This is a genomic window from Martelella endophytica, assembly GCF_000960975.1.
Classification (GTDB): domain Bacteria; phylum Pseudomonadota; class Alphaproteobacteria; order Rhizobiales; family Rhizobiaceae; genus Martelella; species Martelella endophytica.
Map to the genome: position 1 here is coordinate 4,512,463 of NZ_CP010803.1, position 18,786 is coordinate 4,531,248.

General features: G+C 62.6%; 19 protein-coding genes. 8 read left to right on the forward strand and 11 right to left on the reverse strand.

Going from position 1 to position 18,786, the window contains the following annotated elements:
* Positions 1-16 precede the first annotated feature (16 nt).
* Positions 17-1,285 (reverse strand): glycerate kinase type-2 family protein, encoded by a 1,269-nt coding sequence (locus TM49_RS21040; protein WP_082074839.1) that lies wholly within the window; start codon positions 1,283-1,285, stop codon positions 17-19.
* A gap of 231 nt (positions 1,286-1,516) precedes the next feature.
* Here TM49_RS21040 and TM49_RS21045 point away from each other — a divergent pair, with 231 nt between their 5' ends.
* Together TM49_RS21045 and TM49_RS21050 are read left to right on the forward strand one after the other, a co-directional pair.
* A complete protein-coding gene (locus TM49_RS21045; RefSeq protein WP_045684110.1) occupies positions 1,517-2,854 on the forward strand; it encodes a glycosyltransferase in 1,338 nt (445 codons plus the stop codon).
* A gap of 19 nt (positions 2,855-2,873) precedes the next feature.
* Positions 2,874-3,614 (forward strand): HAD-IIB family hydrolase, encoded by a 741-nt coding sequence (locus tag TM49_RS21050; RefSeq protein ID WP_045684112.1) that lies wholly within the window; start codon positions 2,874-2,876, stop codon positions 3,612-3,614.
* A 44-nt stretch (positions 3,615-3,658) separates the two neighbouring features.
* On the opposite strand, the gene TM49_RS21055 is transcribed toward TM49_RS21050, so the two are convergent.
* The 3 genes from TM49_RS21055 to TM49_RS21065 all read right to left on the reverse strand — a co-directional run bounded on the left by TM49_RS21055 (position 3,659) and on the right by TM49_RS21065 (position 5,060).
* The gene (locus TM49_RS21055) at positions 3,659-3,913 is read right to left on the reverse strand and encodes a hypothetical protein (RefSeq protein WP_045684114.1); all 255 of its coding nucleotides are present in this window, start codon (positions 3,911-3,913) and stop codon (positions 3,659-3,661) included.
* A gap of 165 nt (positions 3,914-4,078) precedes the next feature.
* Complete coding sequence (gene leuD / locus TM49_RS21060) at positions 4,079-4,684, reverse strand: 3-isopropylmalate dehydratase small subunit (RefSeq protein ID WP_045684116.1); 606 nt, start codon at positions 4,682-4,684, stop codon at positions 4,079-4,081.
* Positions 4,685-4,820: 136 nt separating this feature from the next.
* Positions 4,821-5,060 carry a hypothetical protein gene (locus TM49_RS21065; protein WP_045685627.1) on the reverse strand — a complete coding sequence of 80 codons (240 nt, stop codon included), beginning with the start codon at positions 5,058-5,060 and terminating at the stop codon, positions 4,821-4,823.
* A 155-nt stretch (positions 5,061-5,215) separates the two neighbouring features.
* Here TM49_RS21065 and TM49_RS21070 point away from each other — a divergent pair, with 155 nt between their 5' ends.
* Entirely contained in the window at positions 5,216-6,115 is a 900-nt protein-coding gene (locus tag TM49_RS21070) for an HpcH/HpaI aldolase/citrate lyase family protein (protein ID WP_045684118.1), read from the forward strand.
* Positions 6,112-6,318 carry a DUF1737 domain-containing protein gene (locus tag TM49_RS21075; protein WP_045684120.1) on the forward strand — a complete coding sequence of 69 codons (207 nt, stop codon included), beginning with the start codon at positions 6,112-6,114 and terminating at the stop codon, positions 6,316-6,318. The genes TM49_RS21070 and TM49_RS21075 overlap by 4 nt, the downstream gene beginning before the upstream one ends.
* A gap of 3 nt (positions 6,319-6,321) precedes the next feature.
* Here the strand turns inward: TM49_RS21075 and TM49_RS21080 are convergent, their stop codons facing one another.
* From TM49_RS21080 to rpsO, 4 genes are all read right to left on the reverse strand, one after another.
* Positions 6,322-6,720, reverse strand: a complete 399-nt coding sequence (locus tag TM49_RS21080) for a bleomycin resistance protein (RefSeq protein ID WP_045684122.1) — start codon at positions 6,718-6,720, stop codon at positions 6,322-6,324.
* The gene (locus TM49_RS21085; protein WP_045684123.1) at positions 6,717-7,718 is read right to left on the reverse strand and encodes a class I SAM-dependent methyltransferase; all 1,002 of its coding nucleotides are present in this window, start codon (positions 7,716-7,718) and stop codon (positions 6,717-6,719) included. The genes TM49_RS21080 and TM49_RS21085 overlap by 4 nt, the downstream gene beginning before the upstream one ends.
* Positions 7,719-7,972: 254 nt before the next feature.
* Positions 7,973-10,117 (reverse strand): polyribonucleotide nucleotidyltransferase, encoded by a 2,145-nt coding sequence (pnp, locus tag TM49_RS21090; RefSeq protein ID WP_045684125.1) that lies wholly within the window; start codon positions 10,115-10,117, stop codon positions 7,973-7,975.
* Between the two features lie 268 nt (positions 10,118-10,385).
* The gene (gene rpsO, locus TM49_RS21095; RefSeq protein ID WP_045684126.1) at positions 10,386-10,655 is read right to left on the reverse strand and encodes a 30S ribosomal protein S15; all 270 of its coding nucleotides are present in this window, start codon (positions 10,653-10,655) and stop codon (positions 10,386-10,388) included.
* 255 nt (positions 10,656-10,910) lie between these two features.
* On the opposite strand from rpsO, the gene TM49_RS21100 reads away from it, so the two are divergent.
* Together TM49_RS21100 and TM49_RS21105 are read left to right on the forward strand one after the other, a co-directional pair.
* Positions 10,911-12,047: a serine hydrolase gene (locus tag TM49_RS21100; RefSeq protein ID WP_052699979.1), complete on the forward strand. Its 1,137-nt coding sequence runs from the start codon at positions 10,911-10,913 to the stop codon at positions 12,045-12,047.
* 96 nt (positions 12,048-12,143) lie between these two features.
* Positions 12,144-13,124 (forward strand): zinc-binding dehydrogenase, encoded by a 981-nt coding sequence (locus TM49_RS21105; RefSeq protein WP_045684128.1) that lies wholly within the window; start codon positions 12,144-12,146, stop codon positions 13,122-13,124.
* Between the two features lie 46 nt (positions 13,125-13,170).
* Here the strand turns inward: TM49_RS21105 and truB are convergent, their stop codons facing one another.
* Positions 13,171-14,103 carry a tRNA pseudouridine(55) synthase TruB gene (gene truB, locus TM49_RS21110; RefSeq protein ID WP_045684129.1) on the reverse strand — a complete coding sequence of 311 codons (933 nt, stop codon included), beginning with the start codon at positions 14,101-14,103 and terminating at the stop codon, positions 13,171-13,173.
* A 2-nt stretch (positions 14,104-14,105) separates the two neighbouring features.
* Positions 14,106-14,516: a 30S ribosome-binding factor RbfA gene (rbfA, locus tag TM49_RS21115; protein WP_045684132.1), complete on the reverse strand. Its 411-nt coding sequence runs from the start codon at positions 14,514-14,516 to the stop codon at positions 14,106-14,108.
* A gap of 541 nt (positions 14,517-15,057) precedes the next feature.
* Between rbfA and TM49_RS21120 the strand changes: the two genes are divergently transcribed.
* Positions 15,058-15,405, forward strand: coding sequence for a hypothetical protein (locus tag TM49_RS21120; protein ID WP_045684134.1), 348 nt, complete (start codon positions 15,058-15,060; stop codon positions 15,403-15,405).
* Between the two features lie 11 nt (positions 15,406-15,416).
* Positions 15,417-15,893, forward strand: coding sequence for a hypothetical protein (locus TM49_RS21125; protein ID WP_045684136.1), 477 nt, complete (start codon positions 15,417-15,419; stop codon positions 15,891-15,893).
* Between the two features lie 68 nt (positions 15,894-15,961).
* Here the strand turns inward: TM49_RS21125 and infB are convergent, their stop codons facing one another.
* Positions 15,962-18,736 (reverse strand): translation initiation factor IF-2, encoded by a 2,775-nt coding sequence (gene infB / locus TM49_RS21130; RefSeq protein WP_045684138.1) that lies wholly within the window; start codon positions 18,734-18,736, stop codon positions 15,962-15,964.
* Positions 18,737-18,786 lie beyond the last annotated feature (50 nt).

An 18,786-nucleotide genomic window follows, 5' to 3' on the forward strand; every position in this document is an offset into this window, starting at 1 on the left:
GATTTTTTCGCGCAGCTCAGAGGATCAGGATGGCGCGGAAATCATTGACGTTGGTGAGCGTCGGCCCGGTGATCACCTGATCGCCAAGCGCCTCGAAAAATCCGTGTCCGTCATTGTCATCGAGTGCGGCGCGGGCATCAATGCCGGCCTGGCGGGCTCTGGCGAGCGTATCCGGCGCGATCACCGCGCCTGCGACCTCTTCGCGGCCGTCGACGCCGTCGGTATCGCCGGAAAGCGCATAGACCGAATCGAGCCCGTTCAGCTGCACGGCCAGCGACAGCAGAAATTCGACATTGCGGCCGCCGCGGCCATTGCCGCGCACGGTGACACAGGTTTCCCCGCCCGAAAGGATCAGCGCCGGACGCGGCACGGGGGTGGCATGGTGATAGACCGCCTCCGCAATCCCGGCATGGACGATGCCGGTCTCTCGCGCCTCACCCTCAATCGTGTCGCCAAGCACCAGCACCGAAAGCCCCTCGCCTTTCGCCTGCTCGGCCGCAGCCTCCAGCGACATGAACGGCGTGGCGATGATGTGGTTTTCGGTGCGGGACAGGCGGATATCGTCGGGCGCGATGCAGCTTGCAGCCGGTGTATCGAGGTGGCGGGCGACATGCTCCGGCACGGCGATACCGTAGCGTTTCAGGATCGCCTTGGCGTCCTCGGCCGTGGTCGTCTCGCCGACCGTCGGCCCCGACGCAATGATGGCGGGATCGTCACCGGGGACGTCGGAGATCATCAGCGCGTGACACCGGGCGGGATAGATCGCCGCCGCCAGCCGACCGCCCTTCACGGCGGACAGATGCTTGCGCACGCAGTTGACCTCGTCGATGGCGGCACCGCTCCGCAACAGCGCCTTGTTGATCTCGATCTTGTCTTCGAGCGTCAGCCCCGCGGCCGGCAGTGACAGCAGGGCGGAGCCGCCGCCCGAGATCAGCACGATGACCAGATCATCCTCGGTGAGCCCGGAGACGGTGTCGAGGATGCGCTGGGCCGCCCGTTCGCCGGCCGCATCCGGTACGGGGTGCGAGGCCGAGAGGATTTCGATGCGGCTGCAGGGCGCCTCATGGCCGTAACGGGTGACGACGACACCTTCGAGCGGTTCGCCCCAGCAGGCCTCCAGCGCCTCGGCCATGCGGGCCGAACCCTTGCCGGCGCCGACAACGATGGTGCGGCCTTTCGGCCGCTCGGGCAGGAATTTCGAGACCTGTTTCATCGGGTCGGCTGCGGCAACGGCGGTGGTAAACAGCGAGCGCAGAAACGCGGTGGGGTTGTCCTTGTAGCTCATGTCTCTCCCTTTCCGGCATGCGCATCTTGGCTTGAATGTTTCATAGAAAATCGCAGCGCTCAAGATTTCTTGGGAACCTAACAACCATTCGGTGCGTTTGATAAAAGCGGGACGTGCGCCCGGCCGCTCCTGTCGCTTGGATATGCCTTCCAGTTTTTCTTCGGAATGCCGCGTCTCAGAGCGCTGACGGCCGCCGCCAAACCCGCCAGGATTTGCAAGGAAGGACCGATTATGGCTCTCACGAACGATACTGACAAATTCCCCCGTATCGCTCTCGTTTCCACCCATGGCTATGTTGCCGCCGACCCGCCGCTTGGCGCTGCCGATACCGGCGGACAGGTCGTCTATATTCTCGAACTCTCGAAGAAGATCGCCCAGCTCGGCTTCACCGTCGACATCTATACCCGCCGTTTCGAGGACCAGCCGGAGATCGACGAGGTCGACGAACGCGTGCGCGTGGTGCGCATTCCCTGCGGCGGCAAGGATTTCATTCCGAAGGAATATCTCTACAAGCACCTCCTGGAATGGAGCGAGAACGCGCTGCGCTACATGCGCGAGCACAACCTCAACTATACTTTCATCAACTCCCATTACTGGGATGCCGGCTATGCCGGGCTGCGGCTCGCAGAAGCGCTTTCCATCCCCCACCTCCACACGCCGCACTCCCTCGGCCTGTGGAAGAAGAAGACGATGGAAACCGATTATCCGGACCAGAAGGAGCAGTTCGAAAAGGACTTCAACTTCACCGAACGGATCAAGCACGAAAACAAGATCTACCGCGCCTGCGACAGCGTGATCGCAACGACGCCACTACAGGTGGATATGCTGGTTGAAGACTACGGCATCCGCGAGGACCGGGTCTACATGATCCCGCCGGGGTATGACGACAACCGCTTCTATCCGGTTTCCGCCGCGACCCGCGAAATGTTGCGCGAGCACTTCGGCTTCAAGGGCAAGACCGTGCTCTCGCTTGGCCGGCTTGCGACCAACAAGGGCTATGATCTGCTGATCAACGCCTTCTCGGTGATGGTCGAACGGGTGCCGGATGCGGAACTGCATCTTGCCGTCGGTGGCGAGGACATGGACGAACTCGAAACCCGCATTCTCAACGAGTTGAAGGACCAGGTGAAGGAACTCGGCCTCGAGGACAAGGTGCACTTCTCCGGCTATGTCTCCGACGAGGACCTGCCGGACATCTACCGCGCCGCCGACATGTTCGTGCTGTCCAGCCGCTACGAGCCGTTCGGCATGACCGCGATCGAGGCGATGGCATCGGGCACGCCGACAGTGGTGACTACCAATGGCGGCCTTTACCGCGCCATTTCCTTCGGCCGCCACGCGCTATTTGCCGACACCTTCGACAAGTATGATCTCGGCATCATCATGATGAAGCCGTTCAAGCATCAGCGGCTCTATAACCGGCTTGCCCGCATGGGCGCGCACAAGGCCCGCAGCCTGTTCACCTGGACGGGCATTGCCCAGCAGATGATCTCGCTGGTCGAGGGCCGGCCGATGCGCCAATCGCTTCAGGACAGCGATTGGGCCGAGCCGTGGAACGACGGCGATTGATGCGGGGACGCGCGGGGACATGACCATCAGACTTTTCTCGTCCGATCTGGACGGCACGCTTGTCGGCGACAACGGCTCGACGGTGCGCTTCCGCGAGGCCTTTGAGGCCATTCCCGAAAACGACCGGCCGCTGCTTGTCTATAACAGCGGCCGGCTCACCGACGACATCCACGCGCTGATCGACAAGGTCGGACTGCCGGAGCCCGATTTCCTGATCGGCGGCGTCGGCACGATGGTGGTCGACCGCAAGGCCGGCGCTCCGCTGGACGGGTTCGAGAGCTTCCTCGCCGGTGCCTTCGATGCGGCCAAGGTCGGCCGCATCATGGGTGATATCCCGGATGTCAGCTACCAGCCGGCCCGCTACCAGCATGCCTTCAAGTCGAGCTGGTACCTCAACAATGCGCGGCCCGAGCGCCTTCAGGCCATCGAGGAGGCGCTTGCCGCCGAGGGGCTGGAGATCAAGCTGGTCTATTCGTCCGATCGGGATCTCGACATTCTGCCGCGGGCCGCCGACAAGGGCGCCTGCCTTTCCTGGCTCGCGGCCCGGCTCGGCATCGGTCACGAGGAGATCGTGGTGGCCGGCGACACCGGTAACGACAAGGCGATGTTCGAGGTGCCGGGCGTCTGCGGCATCATTCCGGCCAATGGCTTTGAGGAACTGCGCCAGCTCGCCCGCTCCAACGACCGCATCTACGAGGCGCGCGGCGAGATCGCCGACGGCGTCATCGAGGGTCTGCGGCACTTCGGCGTGCCGATCTGATCACCAGGCCGGGCGGCTCTGCGCTGCCCGGCCTGCTGCGGTATTCAAACCTTTATCGAAGCCGGGCAATGGTCGAACTTGTCGATCTTGATCTCCTTGCGCGAGCCGGCGCAGTCATAGGCGCAGATCTTGTCGAAGCCGTCGCTATCCTCGCCCTTGAAATCACAGGTCCAGGCCAACCTGTCCCCTCCCCATTCTGCAAACGACTGCCGGGCCGGCTGCGGTTCGCCCAGCCCGGCCGGTGCAAACGACATCAGCGCGATCAAAGCCAACGGATAGGCCAGTATGCGGTAATTCATCTCAACCCCTCTCGAAGAACATCCTACACGTAAACTCTAGTATAGATTGCATCCGGTTTCAATGCGGGAAACGGGTTGTGGTGCGGCGCCGACCGGACTGTCGGGCGCAAACAAAAAGGCCGGTCAGAAGACCGGCCATCGCACAGGAACATATGTATCGGGCTGTCAGGCCCAGGGACGCTCGGCAGCGAGCCTGGTTTCGTAGGTCGCAATATTGTCGCGTTTCTCGAGCGTCAGCGAGATGTCGTCGAGACCGTTCAGCAGGCAGTGACGCTTGAAGGCGTCGAGTTCGAACGTGATCGAACCGCCATCCGGACCGGTTATTTCCTGCTTCTCCAGGTCCACCGTCAGCACGGCATTGGACCCGCGCTCGGCGTCGTCCATCAGCTTTTCAAGCTGCTCGGGCGAGACGATGATCGGCAGGATGCCGTTCTTGAAGCAGTTGTTGTAGAAGATGTCGGCAAAGCTGGTGGAGATCACGCAGCGGATGCCGAAGTCGGCGAGTGCCCACGGCGCATGCTCTCGCGAGGAACCGCAACCGAAATTATCACCGGCGACAATGATCTTGGCGCTGCGATAGGCCGGCTTGTTCAGCACGAAATCGGCGTTTTCGGAGCCATCCTCATTGTAGCGCGCTTCGGCAAACAGGCCCTTGCCAAGACCGGTGCGCTTGATCGTCTTGAGGTAATCCTTGGGAATGATCATGTCGGTATCGACATTGACCACCGGAAGGGGGGCAGCGACGCCCGTCAGCTTGACGAATTTTTCCATGGGATGTCCTCGGCGCGATTGAAGCTGGTTTCGATCTACAGCGCCAGCCGACGAATTTCAATGAAAAACTGTACCTTGGGGTACGCTCGTGCCAAAGGCGGCCGAAGGCCGCCTGCAGAAGGATACTGAAAGCGCTTCAGAGATCGATGATCTTGCCGCGGCCATCATCCCAAACGCGCATGTTTTCGCGCTTCTGGGCATCACGGGTTTTCACCGGCACGGTCGCCTGGTTAAGGCGCACGGCCACCATGCGAGCAAAGGTCAGCACCGCCAGCATGGCGATAAGGGCGAGACCAACGGAAGCGGCAAAAACTGTCACGAACGCCACGGCGGCCAGACCCACGATTGCCATGAAAACGGAGCGGATATTTCCCATCGTCATTTTCCTTTCACATTCGATAATCTGGCGCTTCGCAGCGGGTTTCGCAAGAGGCCCGCTGCCATTTTGTCTCATTGATCGGCGGAGAAAACTTTGAAAAGCTTCAATTCCACGTGAGTCCGGTATTATTGAGCCGGGAAGTTGTTAGGAATATGGCCATGACAGAAACCAAAATCTGGCGTTCCGTGCTGTCCGTACCCGCCGTCAATCGGCGGGCGCTGGAGAAATCGAAAACGCTTGCAGCCGACGTGATCATCTATGACCTTGAGGATTCCGTTGCCTCCGGCCGCAAGGCCGAGGCGCGCGAGAACCTCGAGCAGCTTTTTGCCCACGATCGGCCCGATGTCACCACCGCCATCCGCATCAACCCGCTCGACACCGAGACCGGCCAGGAAGACATGAAGACGGCGCTCGCCTGCCAGCCGGACGCCGTCCTGCTGCCGAAGGTCGAGACGGTGGCCACCGTTGCGACCGCAAGCGCGCTTCTCGCCCGCAACGGCGCACCGCTGCGCATGCGGCTCTGGGCGATGCTGGAGACACCCGCCGGCATCGTCAACGCAGCCGCCATCGCCGGCGCCTGGTCGCATGCCTCAGCCGGCGGCCGGCTCGAAGCGCTGATCGTCGGCGTCAACGACCTGCGCTCCGCCACCAACGTTGCCCAAGCGCCCGGCCGTGCCTACCTGGTGCCCTGGCTGATGCAGGTCGTGCTCGCTGCCCGCGCCTACGGACTGGCCGTCGTCGATGGGGTCTACAACGATTTCACCGATGTCGCCGGCCTTGAGGCCGAGTGCGCCGAAGCCCGCGCCATGGGCTTCGACGGCAAGATGCTCATTCACCCGAAGCAGATCGACACGGCGAACACCAGCTTCCGCCCGTCCGATGCCGCGATTGCCGAAGCGCATGCCATTGTCGAAGCATTTGCCAAGCCGGGCGCGGAAGCGCTAAACGTCATCGATCTCGGCGGCCGCATGGTCGAGCGCCTGCATCTCGAACAGGCGCAGACACTGCTGGAAACAGCCGCTCGTCTCAACAACACCAAGGCAAATCAATGAAACTCTATCGCTTTTTGACAGGCGTCGACGATTCCAGCTTCTGCCACAGGGTGACCGACGCCCTCAACAAGGGCTGGGAACTGCATGGCTCCCCTTCCCTGACCTTCGATCCGGTGCTCGGCAAGACCTATTGCGGCCAGGCCGTGACCAAGGAGGTCGAGGGCAAGGACTATGATCCGTCGATCAAGCTCGGCGAGCAGTAATCGTCAATCTACAGGCTGAAACGGGCGCAGCAGGTAGCCATCGGGATCGCGGACCCAGAGCTGCCGCTGCGCCTTTTCGCCCTCGGACGTCCGGTAGCGGCGCTCCTCCGGACCCAGCACCAGCGGCCAGCCCGCAGCCTTCAGCCGGGCGACGATGCTGGCGAGGTCAGCCACCTCGAGCTGAAAATTGATGCCCCCGCCGAGGATCGGCTCGTCCTCACCGATCGTGCGGCCCATGCCGATCGTATCCAGCATGAGCTGCGCTTCGCCCAATTCGAGAAACGCAAAGCCCTCTTCCGGCCGGTCATAGGCCACCGAAAAGCCGATCAGCCCGACATAGAAGTCGAGGCTCTTGGCAAGATCGGTGACGCCGAGCTCGGGGATGAGGGCATTGAACCTCACTTCGTGCCCCAGAGCAGCTTGAAGCGGGCGTTGCGGTATTCCTCGCCGCTCTTCTTGCAATGAGCCGCCAGCACATCTTCATAAGGCAGACCGCGATTGGCGATGATCATCACCCTGCCGCCGGGCTTCAGCGTATCCGCGGCAGCCTTGACGAAGGCCTTGCCGAGTGATGGCTCAGCCGCCTTGCCGGTGTGGAAGGGCGGGTTCATGACGATCAGATCGTACCGCGCCTTGACCTTCTCACCGGCGACGTCCTGCCAGAAATAGCGGAAGTTCCCGCCTTCTGCGGCAAGATTGACCTTGGCGCGTGCGAGCGCCCGGTAATCGGCCTCGTAAAGATCGATCGCCTCGGCCCGCGGCGCGGCCTCGGCAAGCCGCGCGGCCAGATAGCCCCAGCCTGCGCCGAAATCGGCCGCCAGGCCGTCAAAGCCTTCCGGCAGGCGATCGCCGAGAATGCGCGAGCCCTCGTCGACCCGGTCGTGCGAGAACAGGCCGGGCGTGGTGGTGAACCGCCCGTCGATCTCGACCGTCGGATGGCTGAGCGTTTCGACCGGCGCCGCAACATCGTCGGGGCGGGTGAACCACAGCACGACGCCATGATATTTCGGCATTGCCTCGAGGTCGGCGAACATGGCGCCGAGCCGCTTCCTCATCGACTGGACACCGTCTTCCTTGGTGCCGGCGATGACGATGGTGCCGCCCGGAACGGTCTTCGTCAGCGCCTCGGCGATGCGGTTCTCGTTCTCGCCACGATGCTTGGTGAGGAGGATGAACGAGAGGTCATAAGGCCCCTCGCCGGCTTCCGGGGCGACGGTGACGCCAGCGCGCTCCAGCGCCGTATAGAACGGGCGGAACGGCTGCACGGCCTCGATCTCGGCGGCAAAACCGTCCGGCAGGCGATAGCCAGCCTCGGCGCCCAGAAACAGCGCGCGCCCGGTGGGCGGCGGCAGAACGCCGGTGTCGAAGGGATGGAAAAGGGTTTTCAGGGTTTCGCGCATGTGCCGCACCTATTGAAAAAGGCGCGAGCGATGCTGCTCACGCCTGTCATTTTGGCTTACGCCTTCCCTCATTCTCCCCCCTTGAGGGGGAGATGCCCCGACAGGGGAAGAGGGGGGGGTGAACCGCAAGCCACGAGTTCAGAGAAAATGGGAACCGCTGCACCCCTCTCTGTCGCTTGCGCGACATCTCCCCCTCAAGGAAGGAGATTGAAGGGGACCATCGGCAAGGTCATTCCTCCGTCGGGGACGACACCTTACTCGGCAGCGTCGTCCTTCTTGCGCTCGGGCTTCGGCAGTTCCTTGCCGCTTTCCTGATCGACGACCTTCATCGACAGCTTGACCTTGCCGCGCTCATCGAAGCCGATGAGCTTGACCCAGACCTTGTCGCCTTCCTTGACCACATCGGTGGTCTTGGCAACGCGTTCCTGCGCCAGCTGCGAGATGTGGACGAGACCGTCGCGGGGGCCGAAGAAGTTGACGAAAGCGCCGAAGTCGGCGGTCTTGACGACCGTGCCTTCGTAGATCGCGTTCAGTTCCGGCTCGTCGACGATCGAGTGGATCCACTTCTTGGCGGCCTCGATTTCCTTGGCCGAAGACGAAGCGATCTTGATCGTGCCGTCATCCTCGATGTTGATCTTGGCGCCGGTCTTCTCGACGATTTCGCGGATGACCTTGCCGCCGGAGCCGATGACGTCGCGGATCTTGTCGACCGCAATGTTCATGACTTCGATGCGCGGAGCGAACTCGCCGAGCTGGCCACGGCTTTCGGAAAGGGCATTGGCCATTTCGCCGAGAATGTGCGAGCGACCGCCCTGAGCCTGGCCGAGCGCGACCTTCATGATCTCTTCGGTGATGCCGGCGATCTTGATGTCCATCTGCAGCGAGGTGATGCCATCGGCAGTACCGGCAACCTTGAAGTCCATGTCGCCGAGGTGATCCTCGTCACCGAGAATGTCGGAGAGAACCGCGAAGCGATCGCCTTCGAGGATCAGGCCCATGGCGATACCGGCAACGGGCTTGGCGAGCGGCACGCCGGCATCCATGAGCGCCAGCGAGGTACCGCAGACGGTCGCCATCGAGGACGAACCGTTGGATTCGGTGATTTCGGAGACGACGCGCAGCGTGTAGGGGAACTGCTCCGCAGACGGCAGCATCGGGCGGATGGCGCGCCATGCAAGCTTGCCGTGGCCGATTTCGCGGCGGCCCGGGGAGCCCATGCGGCCCGTTTCACCGACCGAATAGGGCGGGAAGTTGTAATGCAGCAGGAAGCGTTCCTTGTACATGCCAGTCAGGGCATCGACATACTGCTCGTCTTCGCCGGTGCCAAGCGTGGCAACGACCATGGCCTGCGTTTCACCGCGGGTGAACAGCGCCGAACCGTGCGTGCGCAGCAGGATGCCGACTTCGGAGACGATCGGACGAACGGTCTCGAGATCGCGGCCGTCGATACGGCTCTTGGTGTCGAGAATGTTCCAGCGGACGATCTTGGCCTGAAGATGCTTGAACACCGTGCCGATTTCCTCGGCCGTGTACTTGGCTTCCTCGCCTTCGGCAGGAGCGTAGCGTTCCTTCACCTTCGCCTTGCAGGCGTCAACGGCGGCGTAGCGGGCAGCCTTCTCGGTGATCTTGTAGGCTTCGCGCAGTTCGCCCTCGATGAAGGAGAGCATGTCGGCTTCGAGTTCGGAGAAATCTTCCGGTTCGAATTCGCGCGGCTCCTTGGCGGCAACTTCGGCGAGCTTGATGATCGCGTCGATGACCGGCTGGAAGCCCTTGTGGCCGAACATGACGGCGCCGAGCATGACGTCTTCCGGCAGTTCCTTGGCTTCCGATTCCACCATCAGGACGGCATCACCCGTACCGGCGACAACGAGGTCGAGCGCGGTTTCGGGCATTTCGTCGATGTGCGGGTTCAGAACGTATTCGCCGTTGATGTAGCCAACGCGCGCGCCGCCGATCGGGCCCATGAAGGGAACGCCGGAAAGCGTCAGCGCCGCGGACGTTGCGACCATGGCCAGGATGTCGGGGTTGTTCTCAAGATCGTGCTGGAGAACGGTCACGATGACCTGGGTGTCGTTCTTGTAGCCATCAGGGAAGAGCGGGCGGATCGGACGGTCGATCAGACGCGAAACCAGGGTTTCGTTTTCGCTCGGGCGACCTTCGCGCTTGAAATAGCCGCCGGGGATCTTGCCGGCTGCGTAGGTCTTTTCCTGATAGTTGACGGTGAGCGGGAAGAAATCCTGGCCCGGCTTCGGCTCCTTGGCGGAGACGACGGTCGCAAGAACGGCGGTCTCGCCGTAGGTCGCGAGCACGGCGCCGTCAGCCTGACGGGCAATCTTGCCGGTCTCAAGCTTGAGCGTGCGTCCGGCCCACTCGATTTCCACAGTGTGGGTGTTGAACATGTCTTGTCCTCTTACAGAAAAGCGACCGCTTCTTTCCGATCGGAAATCAGAGGCGCTTTCAGCGTTTCATTCGACGTATCATGGGCAAGACAACGGGCAGCTTGAGAGTGCCAAGCAGCCTGCAATCCTGCCCCATGACAGGTCCGTTTCGGCCTGCGGCCCGCAGGGGCCGCGTTGTCAGATCTTCACCCTGCCACGGTGTGGAGACCGGCGCCCGGTCGGGCGCAATGAAAACCGGCGGGCGCAAACGCCCGCCGGAAGATAAAGCTTAGCGACGGATGCCGAGACGACCGATGAGGGTCGTATAGCGGCTTTCGTCAACGCGCTTCAGATAGTCGAGCAGCGAACGGCGGGTCGAAACCAGCGTCAGCAGACCACGGCGGGAATGGTTATCCTTCTTGTGGTCCTTGAAGTGTTCGGTGAGGTTGGTGATCCGCTCGGTGAGGATCGCAACCTGAACTTCCGGCGAACCAGTGTCGCCTTCCTTGGTTGCGTATTCCTTGATGAGTGCGGCCTTGCGCTCGGCAGTAATCGACATCGGTCATCCTTTCTGATGTAGATGATTTAAGGGATGCCCAGGCCGGGATGTCGTCCAGCGAGGGCCGTTCAAGCGCATATATTACAATGCTGGCGCCCATATAGGGCAAACGGGCGATAATGTCGAGTGGGGCGTTTCCCCTGCAGTTGTTTGGGGCTTCAGGTTGTTCGAGCCGAGCCCGCATGCGAAACTCGGCGGCGAAACAGAAAGACGCCGCGACCGATGGCTTACCTCGGAAAAATTGTAGTCCCGATCATGACACTTCTTGCGACAGCCGGTCCGGCGCATTCCGGCCCCACCGAAATCGAAACAATCGAAACCCTCTGGCAGGCGCCGGCCGATGCGGCTCCGATGCTATCGCAGAGCTTTGCCGCGGCCGTGCCGGCCGACCAGATCGCCGCGATCATCAGCCAGGTTCAGGCGCAAACCGGAGCGGCGCTGTCGGTCACCGGCGGTGACGGACGCTACACCATCCGCACCCAGACGCATGAGATCCCGGTCGAACTCGTTCTCGATGACAACGGCAAGATCGCAAGCCTCTTCATCCGCCCGCCCCAGGCGCTGACGATGAGTCCGGCCGAAACGCTTGCCGCATTCGAGGTGCTTGGCGATAGGGTGTCATACACCGTCATGTCCAGCGATCACGTGCTTTTCGAAAAGGACGCCGATACCGCCCATGCGGTGGGTTCCACCTTCAAACTCGGCATCCTGAAGGTGCTGATGGACGAGATCGAGACGGGCCAGCGCCACTGGCGGGACGTGGTCACGCTTGAGGCCGGCGACAAGTCGCTGCCTTCCGGCAGGCTCCAGACCTTCCCCGTCGGCGCGCCGCTGACGCTTCACACCCTCGCCACGCTGATGATCGCCGAAAGCGACAATACCGCGACCGACGTGCTGATCCGCGTGCTTGGACCAGCGCCGATCGCGAACGAACTCGGCATCGACACCCTTCTGACGACGCGCGCTTTCTTCACCATCAAGGCCGATCCGGCGCTTGCTGAACGCTATCGGGAAGGAACAGCAGAGGAAAAGTCCGCGATCGCAGCCGAGGCGTCGGGTCGCCAACTGCCGCCGGCCAGCGCGGTGATGCACCCACTGACAGAGGGCGTCGAATGGTATCTGCCGGTCAGTCGGCTCTGCGCGCTCATCCGGGCCGTCAGCGCTGCGGATGTATTCACGCTCAACCCCGGTCCGGTCGCAACCGATGACTGGCAGTCGATCGCCTATAAGGGCGGCAGCGAAATCGGCGTGCTTAACTTCACCGCGGCACTTTCCGGCAGCGATGGCGCCGATATCTGCGTTTCAATCACGCTGAACCATACGACAGCCATAGACGAAGCGAAGGCGGCCGGCCTGTTCACGCGACTGACCCACCAGCTCTCGCAACGTTGACCCAAGTCTCAATCAGTTTTGCTTGCGTAGCCAAAAGCGGGTCGCGTCCCTATATGCCCGTGAAGCCGACACACTCAGAAGATCACGGAGACAATCATGCTCGCTGCCATTCACGACACTTTTGGAGAACCCGCGGACGTGCTCGTCGCCAAGGAAACTTCGAAACCGGCACCTGCTGCCGGCGAAGTTCTGGTGCGCATGATGCTGAGCCCGATCCACAATCATGATCTCTGGACCATACGCGGCAATTATGGGTACAAGCCGAAACTTCCCGGCGCGATTGCCGGCAGCGAGGCGCTCGGAACCATCGAGGCCGTTGGCGAAGGCGTTGACCAAGCGCTGATTGGCAAGCGGGTTACAGCTGCAGGCGTTCATGGTGCTTGGGCGGCGTTCTTCACCGCGCCTGCGAAAGGTGTAGTGCCGCTTCCCGCCGAAATCTCCGATGAAGCCGGCGCCCAATTGATCGCCATGCCGTTCAGCGCCCTGTCGCTTCTCGATACGCTGCGCGCCCGAAAGGGCGACTGGATCATCCAGACAGCCGCCAACGGAGCGGTCGGCAAGCTTATGGTGAGCTTTGCCAAGGCACGCGGCATCAACATCGTCAATCTGGTCCGCAGGGCAGAAGCCGCAGCCGAGCTCCGTGATCTCGGTTTCGAGAACGTGTTATCAACGTCGGAATCGAACTGGAAAGACGAAGTACGCAGCTTGATCGGTGAAGACGGAGCGGCCTCAGCCATCGATTCCGTCGGCGGCGACATTGCGGCCGCGCTTGTCGATCTCCTGGGGCGCGATGGCGAACTGGTTGTGTTCGGAACCGCGACCGGCGCGCCCATGCCGCTGTCATCCGGCGCGCTGATCATGAAACACATCGTGGTTCGCGGTTTCTGGGGCGCGCGCGTCAGCGCGGAAATGCCCGCCGAGACGAAGGCGAAGCTCTTTACCGAACTGCTGACCCTCGCCACCAGGGGCGAGCTGCGGCTCGACACCGACGGCATTTATCCGCTCTCGGAAATCACCGAAGCGGCCAAGGCTTCGCTTGTGCCGGGCCGCAAAGGCAAGGTGCTCCTGCGCCCTTGAGCCATGAAAGATAAGCGCGCTTCAACGCGCCCTTCTCCCGAAAAACTCAGCCGAATACCCGTCTCGGCCGAAACTGCCCCTGGGCAATGTCACCGATGGCCACCAGCTTGCCGGCGGCGGAAGCATAGGCTTCCGGCTCTTCCACGGGCGCGTGCTGGCCGCGCAGGATGATCGGGTTGCCGAGACGCAGGCGCCGGGCCTGTTCGTCGGTCACCGGCACATGCGGCAGGCTGGCGAGAGCCTCGGCGGTATCGATCAGGAAGGCCTCGAGGGCGGCGAAGCGCTCGGCATCGTCCTCGATTTCCTCAAGCGCCGTCAGCTCGGAAAGCGGAACCAGCATGTCTTCGGCAAACGGCGCCACGAAGGGCCGGCGCAGCGAGGAGATGTGGCCGCAGCAGCCGAGGTCGCGCCCCATGTCGCGGGCAAGCGCGCGCACATAGGTGCCCTTGCCGCACTCGACCTCGAATTCGGCTGTGTTTTCGTCGGGGCAGCCGAGAAGCGTCAGCCGGTGGATTTCCACCTCGCGGGTCGGCATCTCGACGACCTCGCCCTCGCGCGCCAGGTCGTAGGCGCGGTTGCCGTCGATCTTGATCGCGGAAAACTGCGGCGGCACCTGTTCGATAACGCCGGTGTATTTTTCCAGGAGCGCCTCAATCTCGGCACGCGACGGGCGCTTGTCGGAGGTGGCGCTGACCTCGCCTTCGAGGTCGTCGGTCGTGCGCTCTTCGCCCCAGGTGACGGTGAATTCGTAGATCTTGCGGCCGTCCATGACATAGGGAACGGTCTTGGTCGCATCGCCCAGCGCGATCGGCAGCATGCCGGAGGCGAGCGGATCGAGCGTGCCGGCATGGCCGGCCTTCTGGGCCTTGAACAGCCACTTGATCTTGGACACGGCCTCCGTCGAGCCGAAATCGACGGGCTTGTCGAGGATCAGCCAGCCTGAAACCGGGCGACCCTTGGGTTTTCTCTGTCTTGCCATTCTTATTCTTCGTTGTCGTCGTCGTTATGGTCGAGGTCGCGGGCGACTTCCGGCGAATGCAGGAGCTCGTCGATCTTGCGGAAGTTCTCGAAGCTCGTGTCGTCGCGGAAGCGCAGCTCCGGCATGTACTTCATGTTGCGCAGTTCGCGACTGATGCGGCCGCGGATGAACTTGGCATGATGATTGAGCGCCTTCACCAGCGCATCGTGATCCGACTGGCCGAGCGGCGTGACATAGGCGGTGGCAACCTTGAGGTCGGGCGACATCCGCACTTCGGAAATCGAAACCACGGTGGTCTCGATCAGCGGGTCGCTGACATCGCCGTGCTGCAGCACCTTGGTGATGGCGGCGCGCACCTGTTCGCCAACGCGAAGCATGCGCTGGGAGGGCGCCGAGGAGGTAGCTCTCGTCATAAAACTTCCTGGTCTTTGGTACACTTCTGTCCGGTCAATGCGGGGCTCGAACCCGGCCGGACGCAATCGCATGTGCGCCGTTTACCGCCTCAGCGATTTCAGGTCAATCTCGGCGGCGTCAAAGAAACTTCATAAATTTCGCCCGCCTTCCATTTCATTTGATTCAGCTCAAACCGCTTTGGGGTGAGCGGCGCTAAAACAAGGCCAAGACACACGGGGCGACAGCCTCGCAAACAAAGGAACTGGTTTCAAAGCGTTTCACGATCTCCTCCTCCTTCAATAGCTGAAGCGCTTTGTTAGGCTGCCCGCAGGCCAATCTCCCTCCTCTCACATGCGGGATAAACGAAACCCTCCTCGGTTTTCGTTTCAGTTCCGGCTCCGGCCGGAAAAAACAGCCCGGCGACCCCTTCCCTGTTGAAGCGGCGAGCCGGGCTTTCTGTTTCTACGCCCCGGCCCGACGTTTTCTTAGTTGTTATATTGCTAAATAACGCTACCTGAGATTGTATAATGGTCTGAAACCCGGATCGCCGGAACGAGACCCATGCGCCTTACCGCTGTCGCCGCCATGCTCTCTGCATCTGTCGCCTCCGGCTGCACGGTCACGACGATCACCGCGATCGATGGCACACGGATGCAAGCGATCAGCTTCGGTAGCCCGGTGATCGAGGGTTGCAGCGCTGATAAACCTTTGTCCGCCGAAACGCTGAGTTTCGGCCTCTGGAACGAAGCCGGCTCGGCCGGCATCGGGCTCCGCTCGGCGCGCTATTACTGCGGCAACGCCGAATGCCAGGTGATCGTCTGGGCAGATGCGGGCGCGGATGCCACGGCCTTCAGGGCGCGTTTCGCGGACATCGAGAATGTATGCGTCATCGAGAGGAAACGAGGATGAGACCATCGGGCATGACATCCGTCGCAGTGCTGGCGGTACTTACGCCGATTACCGCCTGTTCGGTCAACGAAGGCGTGCCGTTGCTCTACGGCCAGACAACCACCTTCGGCGTCGCGGCCGGCACATCGCCGAGCTCGCCGAAAATCCCGGAACTGGTCGTCGGCCTCAAACACGCCAATGTGGCTGTCGTCCCGACCGTCGTGCCGAAGGACCAGCAGTCTTCGGATCAAAGCCAACCGGTGCGGATCGCGGCCCAGGGCGGCCTTCGTGCGAAAGACCAGGATGCCCTATCGACCTATGGCAGCTTCGGAGGCGCTGTCTCCGGCGGGCGGAAGAAGGACGTCGACGCCTCGATCTTTTTCAGCACTGGCATAGCGGCGCAGTATCTGGCGGCAGGAGAACTTTGCGTCGGCATGCCGGCGGATCAGATCAACGATTGCGTGCAGCAGGCCTTCAAGGCGACTTCCTCGCCCCTGGAGCCCGGTTGACGAGCCCTCAAAAGCGAAAGGCCGGCATTGCTGCCGGCCTTTGCAAATCTTCGAAGCGGCCCTGAAGCTCAGAGCGAGCGAGAGACGTGTTCGACGCGGAAGGCTTCGATCGTGTCTCCGGCGCGGATGTCTTCGTAGTTCTCGAAGGCCATGCCGCATTCCTGGCCGACCGGCACTTCCGACACTTCATCCTTGAAGCGCTTCAGCGTCTTCAGCTTGCCCTCGTGAATCACGACGTTGTCGCGGATCAGGCGGACGCCCGCACCACGTTCCATGCGGCCTTCGGTAACGCGGCAACCCGCGACCTTGCCCACCTTGGTAATGTTGAAGACCTCGAGGATCTCCGCGTTGCCGAGGAAGGTCTCGCGACGCTCCGGCGAAAGCAGGCCCGACATCGCCGACTTCACGTCATCCACCAGATCGTAGATGATGTTGTAGTAGCGGATCTCGATGCCTTCCTGCTCGGAGACCTTGCGGGCCTGCGCATTGGCACGAACGTTGAAGCCGATGATCGCAGCGTTCGACGCCTCGGCGAGCGAGATGTCCGACTCGGTAATTCCGCCCACGCCAGCATGGATGATACGTGCGCGCACCTCATCCGTGCCCAGCTTGTCAAGCGCGGCGCTGATGGCTTCAACCGAGCCCTGAACGTCGCCCTTGATCAGCAGCGGGAATTCCTTGCGGCCGGTATCCTGAAGCTGGCTCATCATCTGCTCGAGCGAACCGCGCGAACCGGACTGACGTGCCGCCGCCTTGTCGCGGGACAGCCGCTGGCGGTATTCGGAGACCTCACGCGCCTTGCCTTCGTTCTCGACGACAGCAAAGCGGTCACCGGCTGACGGCGTGCCGTTAAGGCCGAGAACCTCGACCGGCATCGACGGCCCGGCTTCCTTCACATGCTCGCCGCGATCGTTGACCAGCGCGCGAACGCGGCCCCACTGATCGCCCGCGACCACGATCTGACCCGGCTTCAGCGTACCCTTCTGCACCAGAACCGTCGCGACCGAACCACGGCCACGATCGAGCTCGGCTTCGATAACGACGCCTTCGGCGGTACGGTCGGGGTTGGCCTTGAGGTCAAGAACCTCGGCCTGCAGCAGGATCGCCTCAAGCAGCTTGTCGAGGTTCTGGCCGGTCTTGGCCGAGACTTCGACTTCGAGCGTCTCGCCGCCCATGGTTTCAACGAACACTTCATGCTGAAGCAGTTCGGTGCGCACCTTCTGGGCGTCGGCCGACGGCTTGTCGATCTTGTTGATCGCCACGATGATCGGAACTTCGGCAGCCTTGGCGTGGCTGATCGATTCGATCGTCTGCGGCATCACACTGTCATCGGCGGCGACCACCAGAATGGCGATATCCGTCGCCTGGGCGCCACGGGCACGCATCGCGGTAAAGGCGGCGTGGCCGGGGGTATCGATGAAGGTGATCTTCTGACCGTCCTGCTCGACCTGGTAGGCACCAATATGCTGGGTGATGCCGCCGGCTTCGCCGGAGACCACATTGGCGTGGCGAATGGCATCGAGCAGCGAGGTCTTGCCGTGGTCGACGTGGCCCATGATGGTAACCACCGGAGCACGCGGCTCCAGATCGGCCTCATCATCCTTGACGTTGAAAATGCCTTCCTCAACGTCGGATTCGGCAACGCGCTTGACGGTGTGACCGAATTCGGTCGCGATCAGCTCGGCGAGATCGGCATCGATCACGTCGCCGGGCTTCATCATCTGCCCTTCCTTCATCAGGTACTTGATGACGTCGACGGCGCGTTCGGACATGCGCTGCGACAGTTCCTGAATGGTGATGGTTTCCGGCAGGATGACCTCGCGCAGAACCTTTTCACGCGGTTCCTGAGCCTGAGCGCGGCGCATCTTCTCCTGACGGCGGCGCATGGCCGAGAGCGAACGGCCACGCTGGGCGCCACCATCCTCGTCGGAGGTGACGGCCGTCACGGTCAGCTTGCCACGGCGACGCTCGCCGGTGCCCTTCGGGCGCGATGCGGGCTTGGCCGGAACTTCCGGACGCGCGGTGCGGCTGCGGGCTGCACCTTCGGCCTCTTCGTTTTCACGACGCGGCTTGCGGCCACGGGCGGCGGGCGATTCGTCCTCGTCTTCCGTAGCACGCGCAGCCGGACGCACGCGCGGAGCCACACGGCTCGGCTTGGCATCCTCACCCGGCGGCAGCTCGGCTGCGGCGGGCACGGCCTCGTCGGCGGACGGTGCTTCAGGCTCGGCCTGCGGCGCGGCAGCCTTTTCGGCGGCGCGCTTCTTGGCCTCTTCAGCCTCGCGCTTGGCCTGTTCTTCGGCTTCACGCTTTGCGGCTTCTGCTGCCTTCTGGCGTTCCGCTTCCTCGACCTTGCGGCGTTCGGCCTCTTCGACCTCACGCTGCTGCGCCAGGATCAGAGCCCGGCGCCGGGCATCCATTTCGCCCTGGGAAAGGTCATGCAGTACATTGCCGCGACGCTGCTGGTTGTTGCCGCCACGGTCGGGCTGGCCACCACGCTGCTGCGGGCGCCCCTGCTGGCCCGGGCGCGAGGCCTGGCCCTTCTGCTGGCGATGCGGCTGGCGCTGCTGGTCGTCGTTCCTGCGGGTCTGCTGCGGCTCGGCCTGGCGAGGCTGGCTGGCAGCAGGGGCGGCCGGCGCGCGCGGTGCGGCCGGTGCAGGAGAAGAAGATGAAGTTTCTTCGCCGGGCTTGTGTATCCGGCGCTTGCGTGTCTCAACCACGACCGCCTTGCTGCGGCCGCGCCCCATATCCTGGCGCACCGTGCCCTGGCTGACACCCGACGGCTTGAGGCTCAGTGTCTTCTTGCCGGCGTCATTGAGTGTCTTGTCGTCTTTGCTATCCGTCATTCGGTTCCCGTTCCTTGGCGCGGGAACCATCTCCAGCTCAGGAGAAGTGA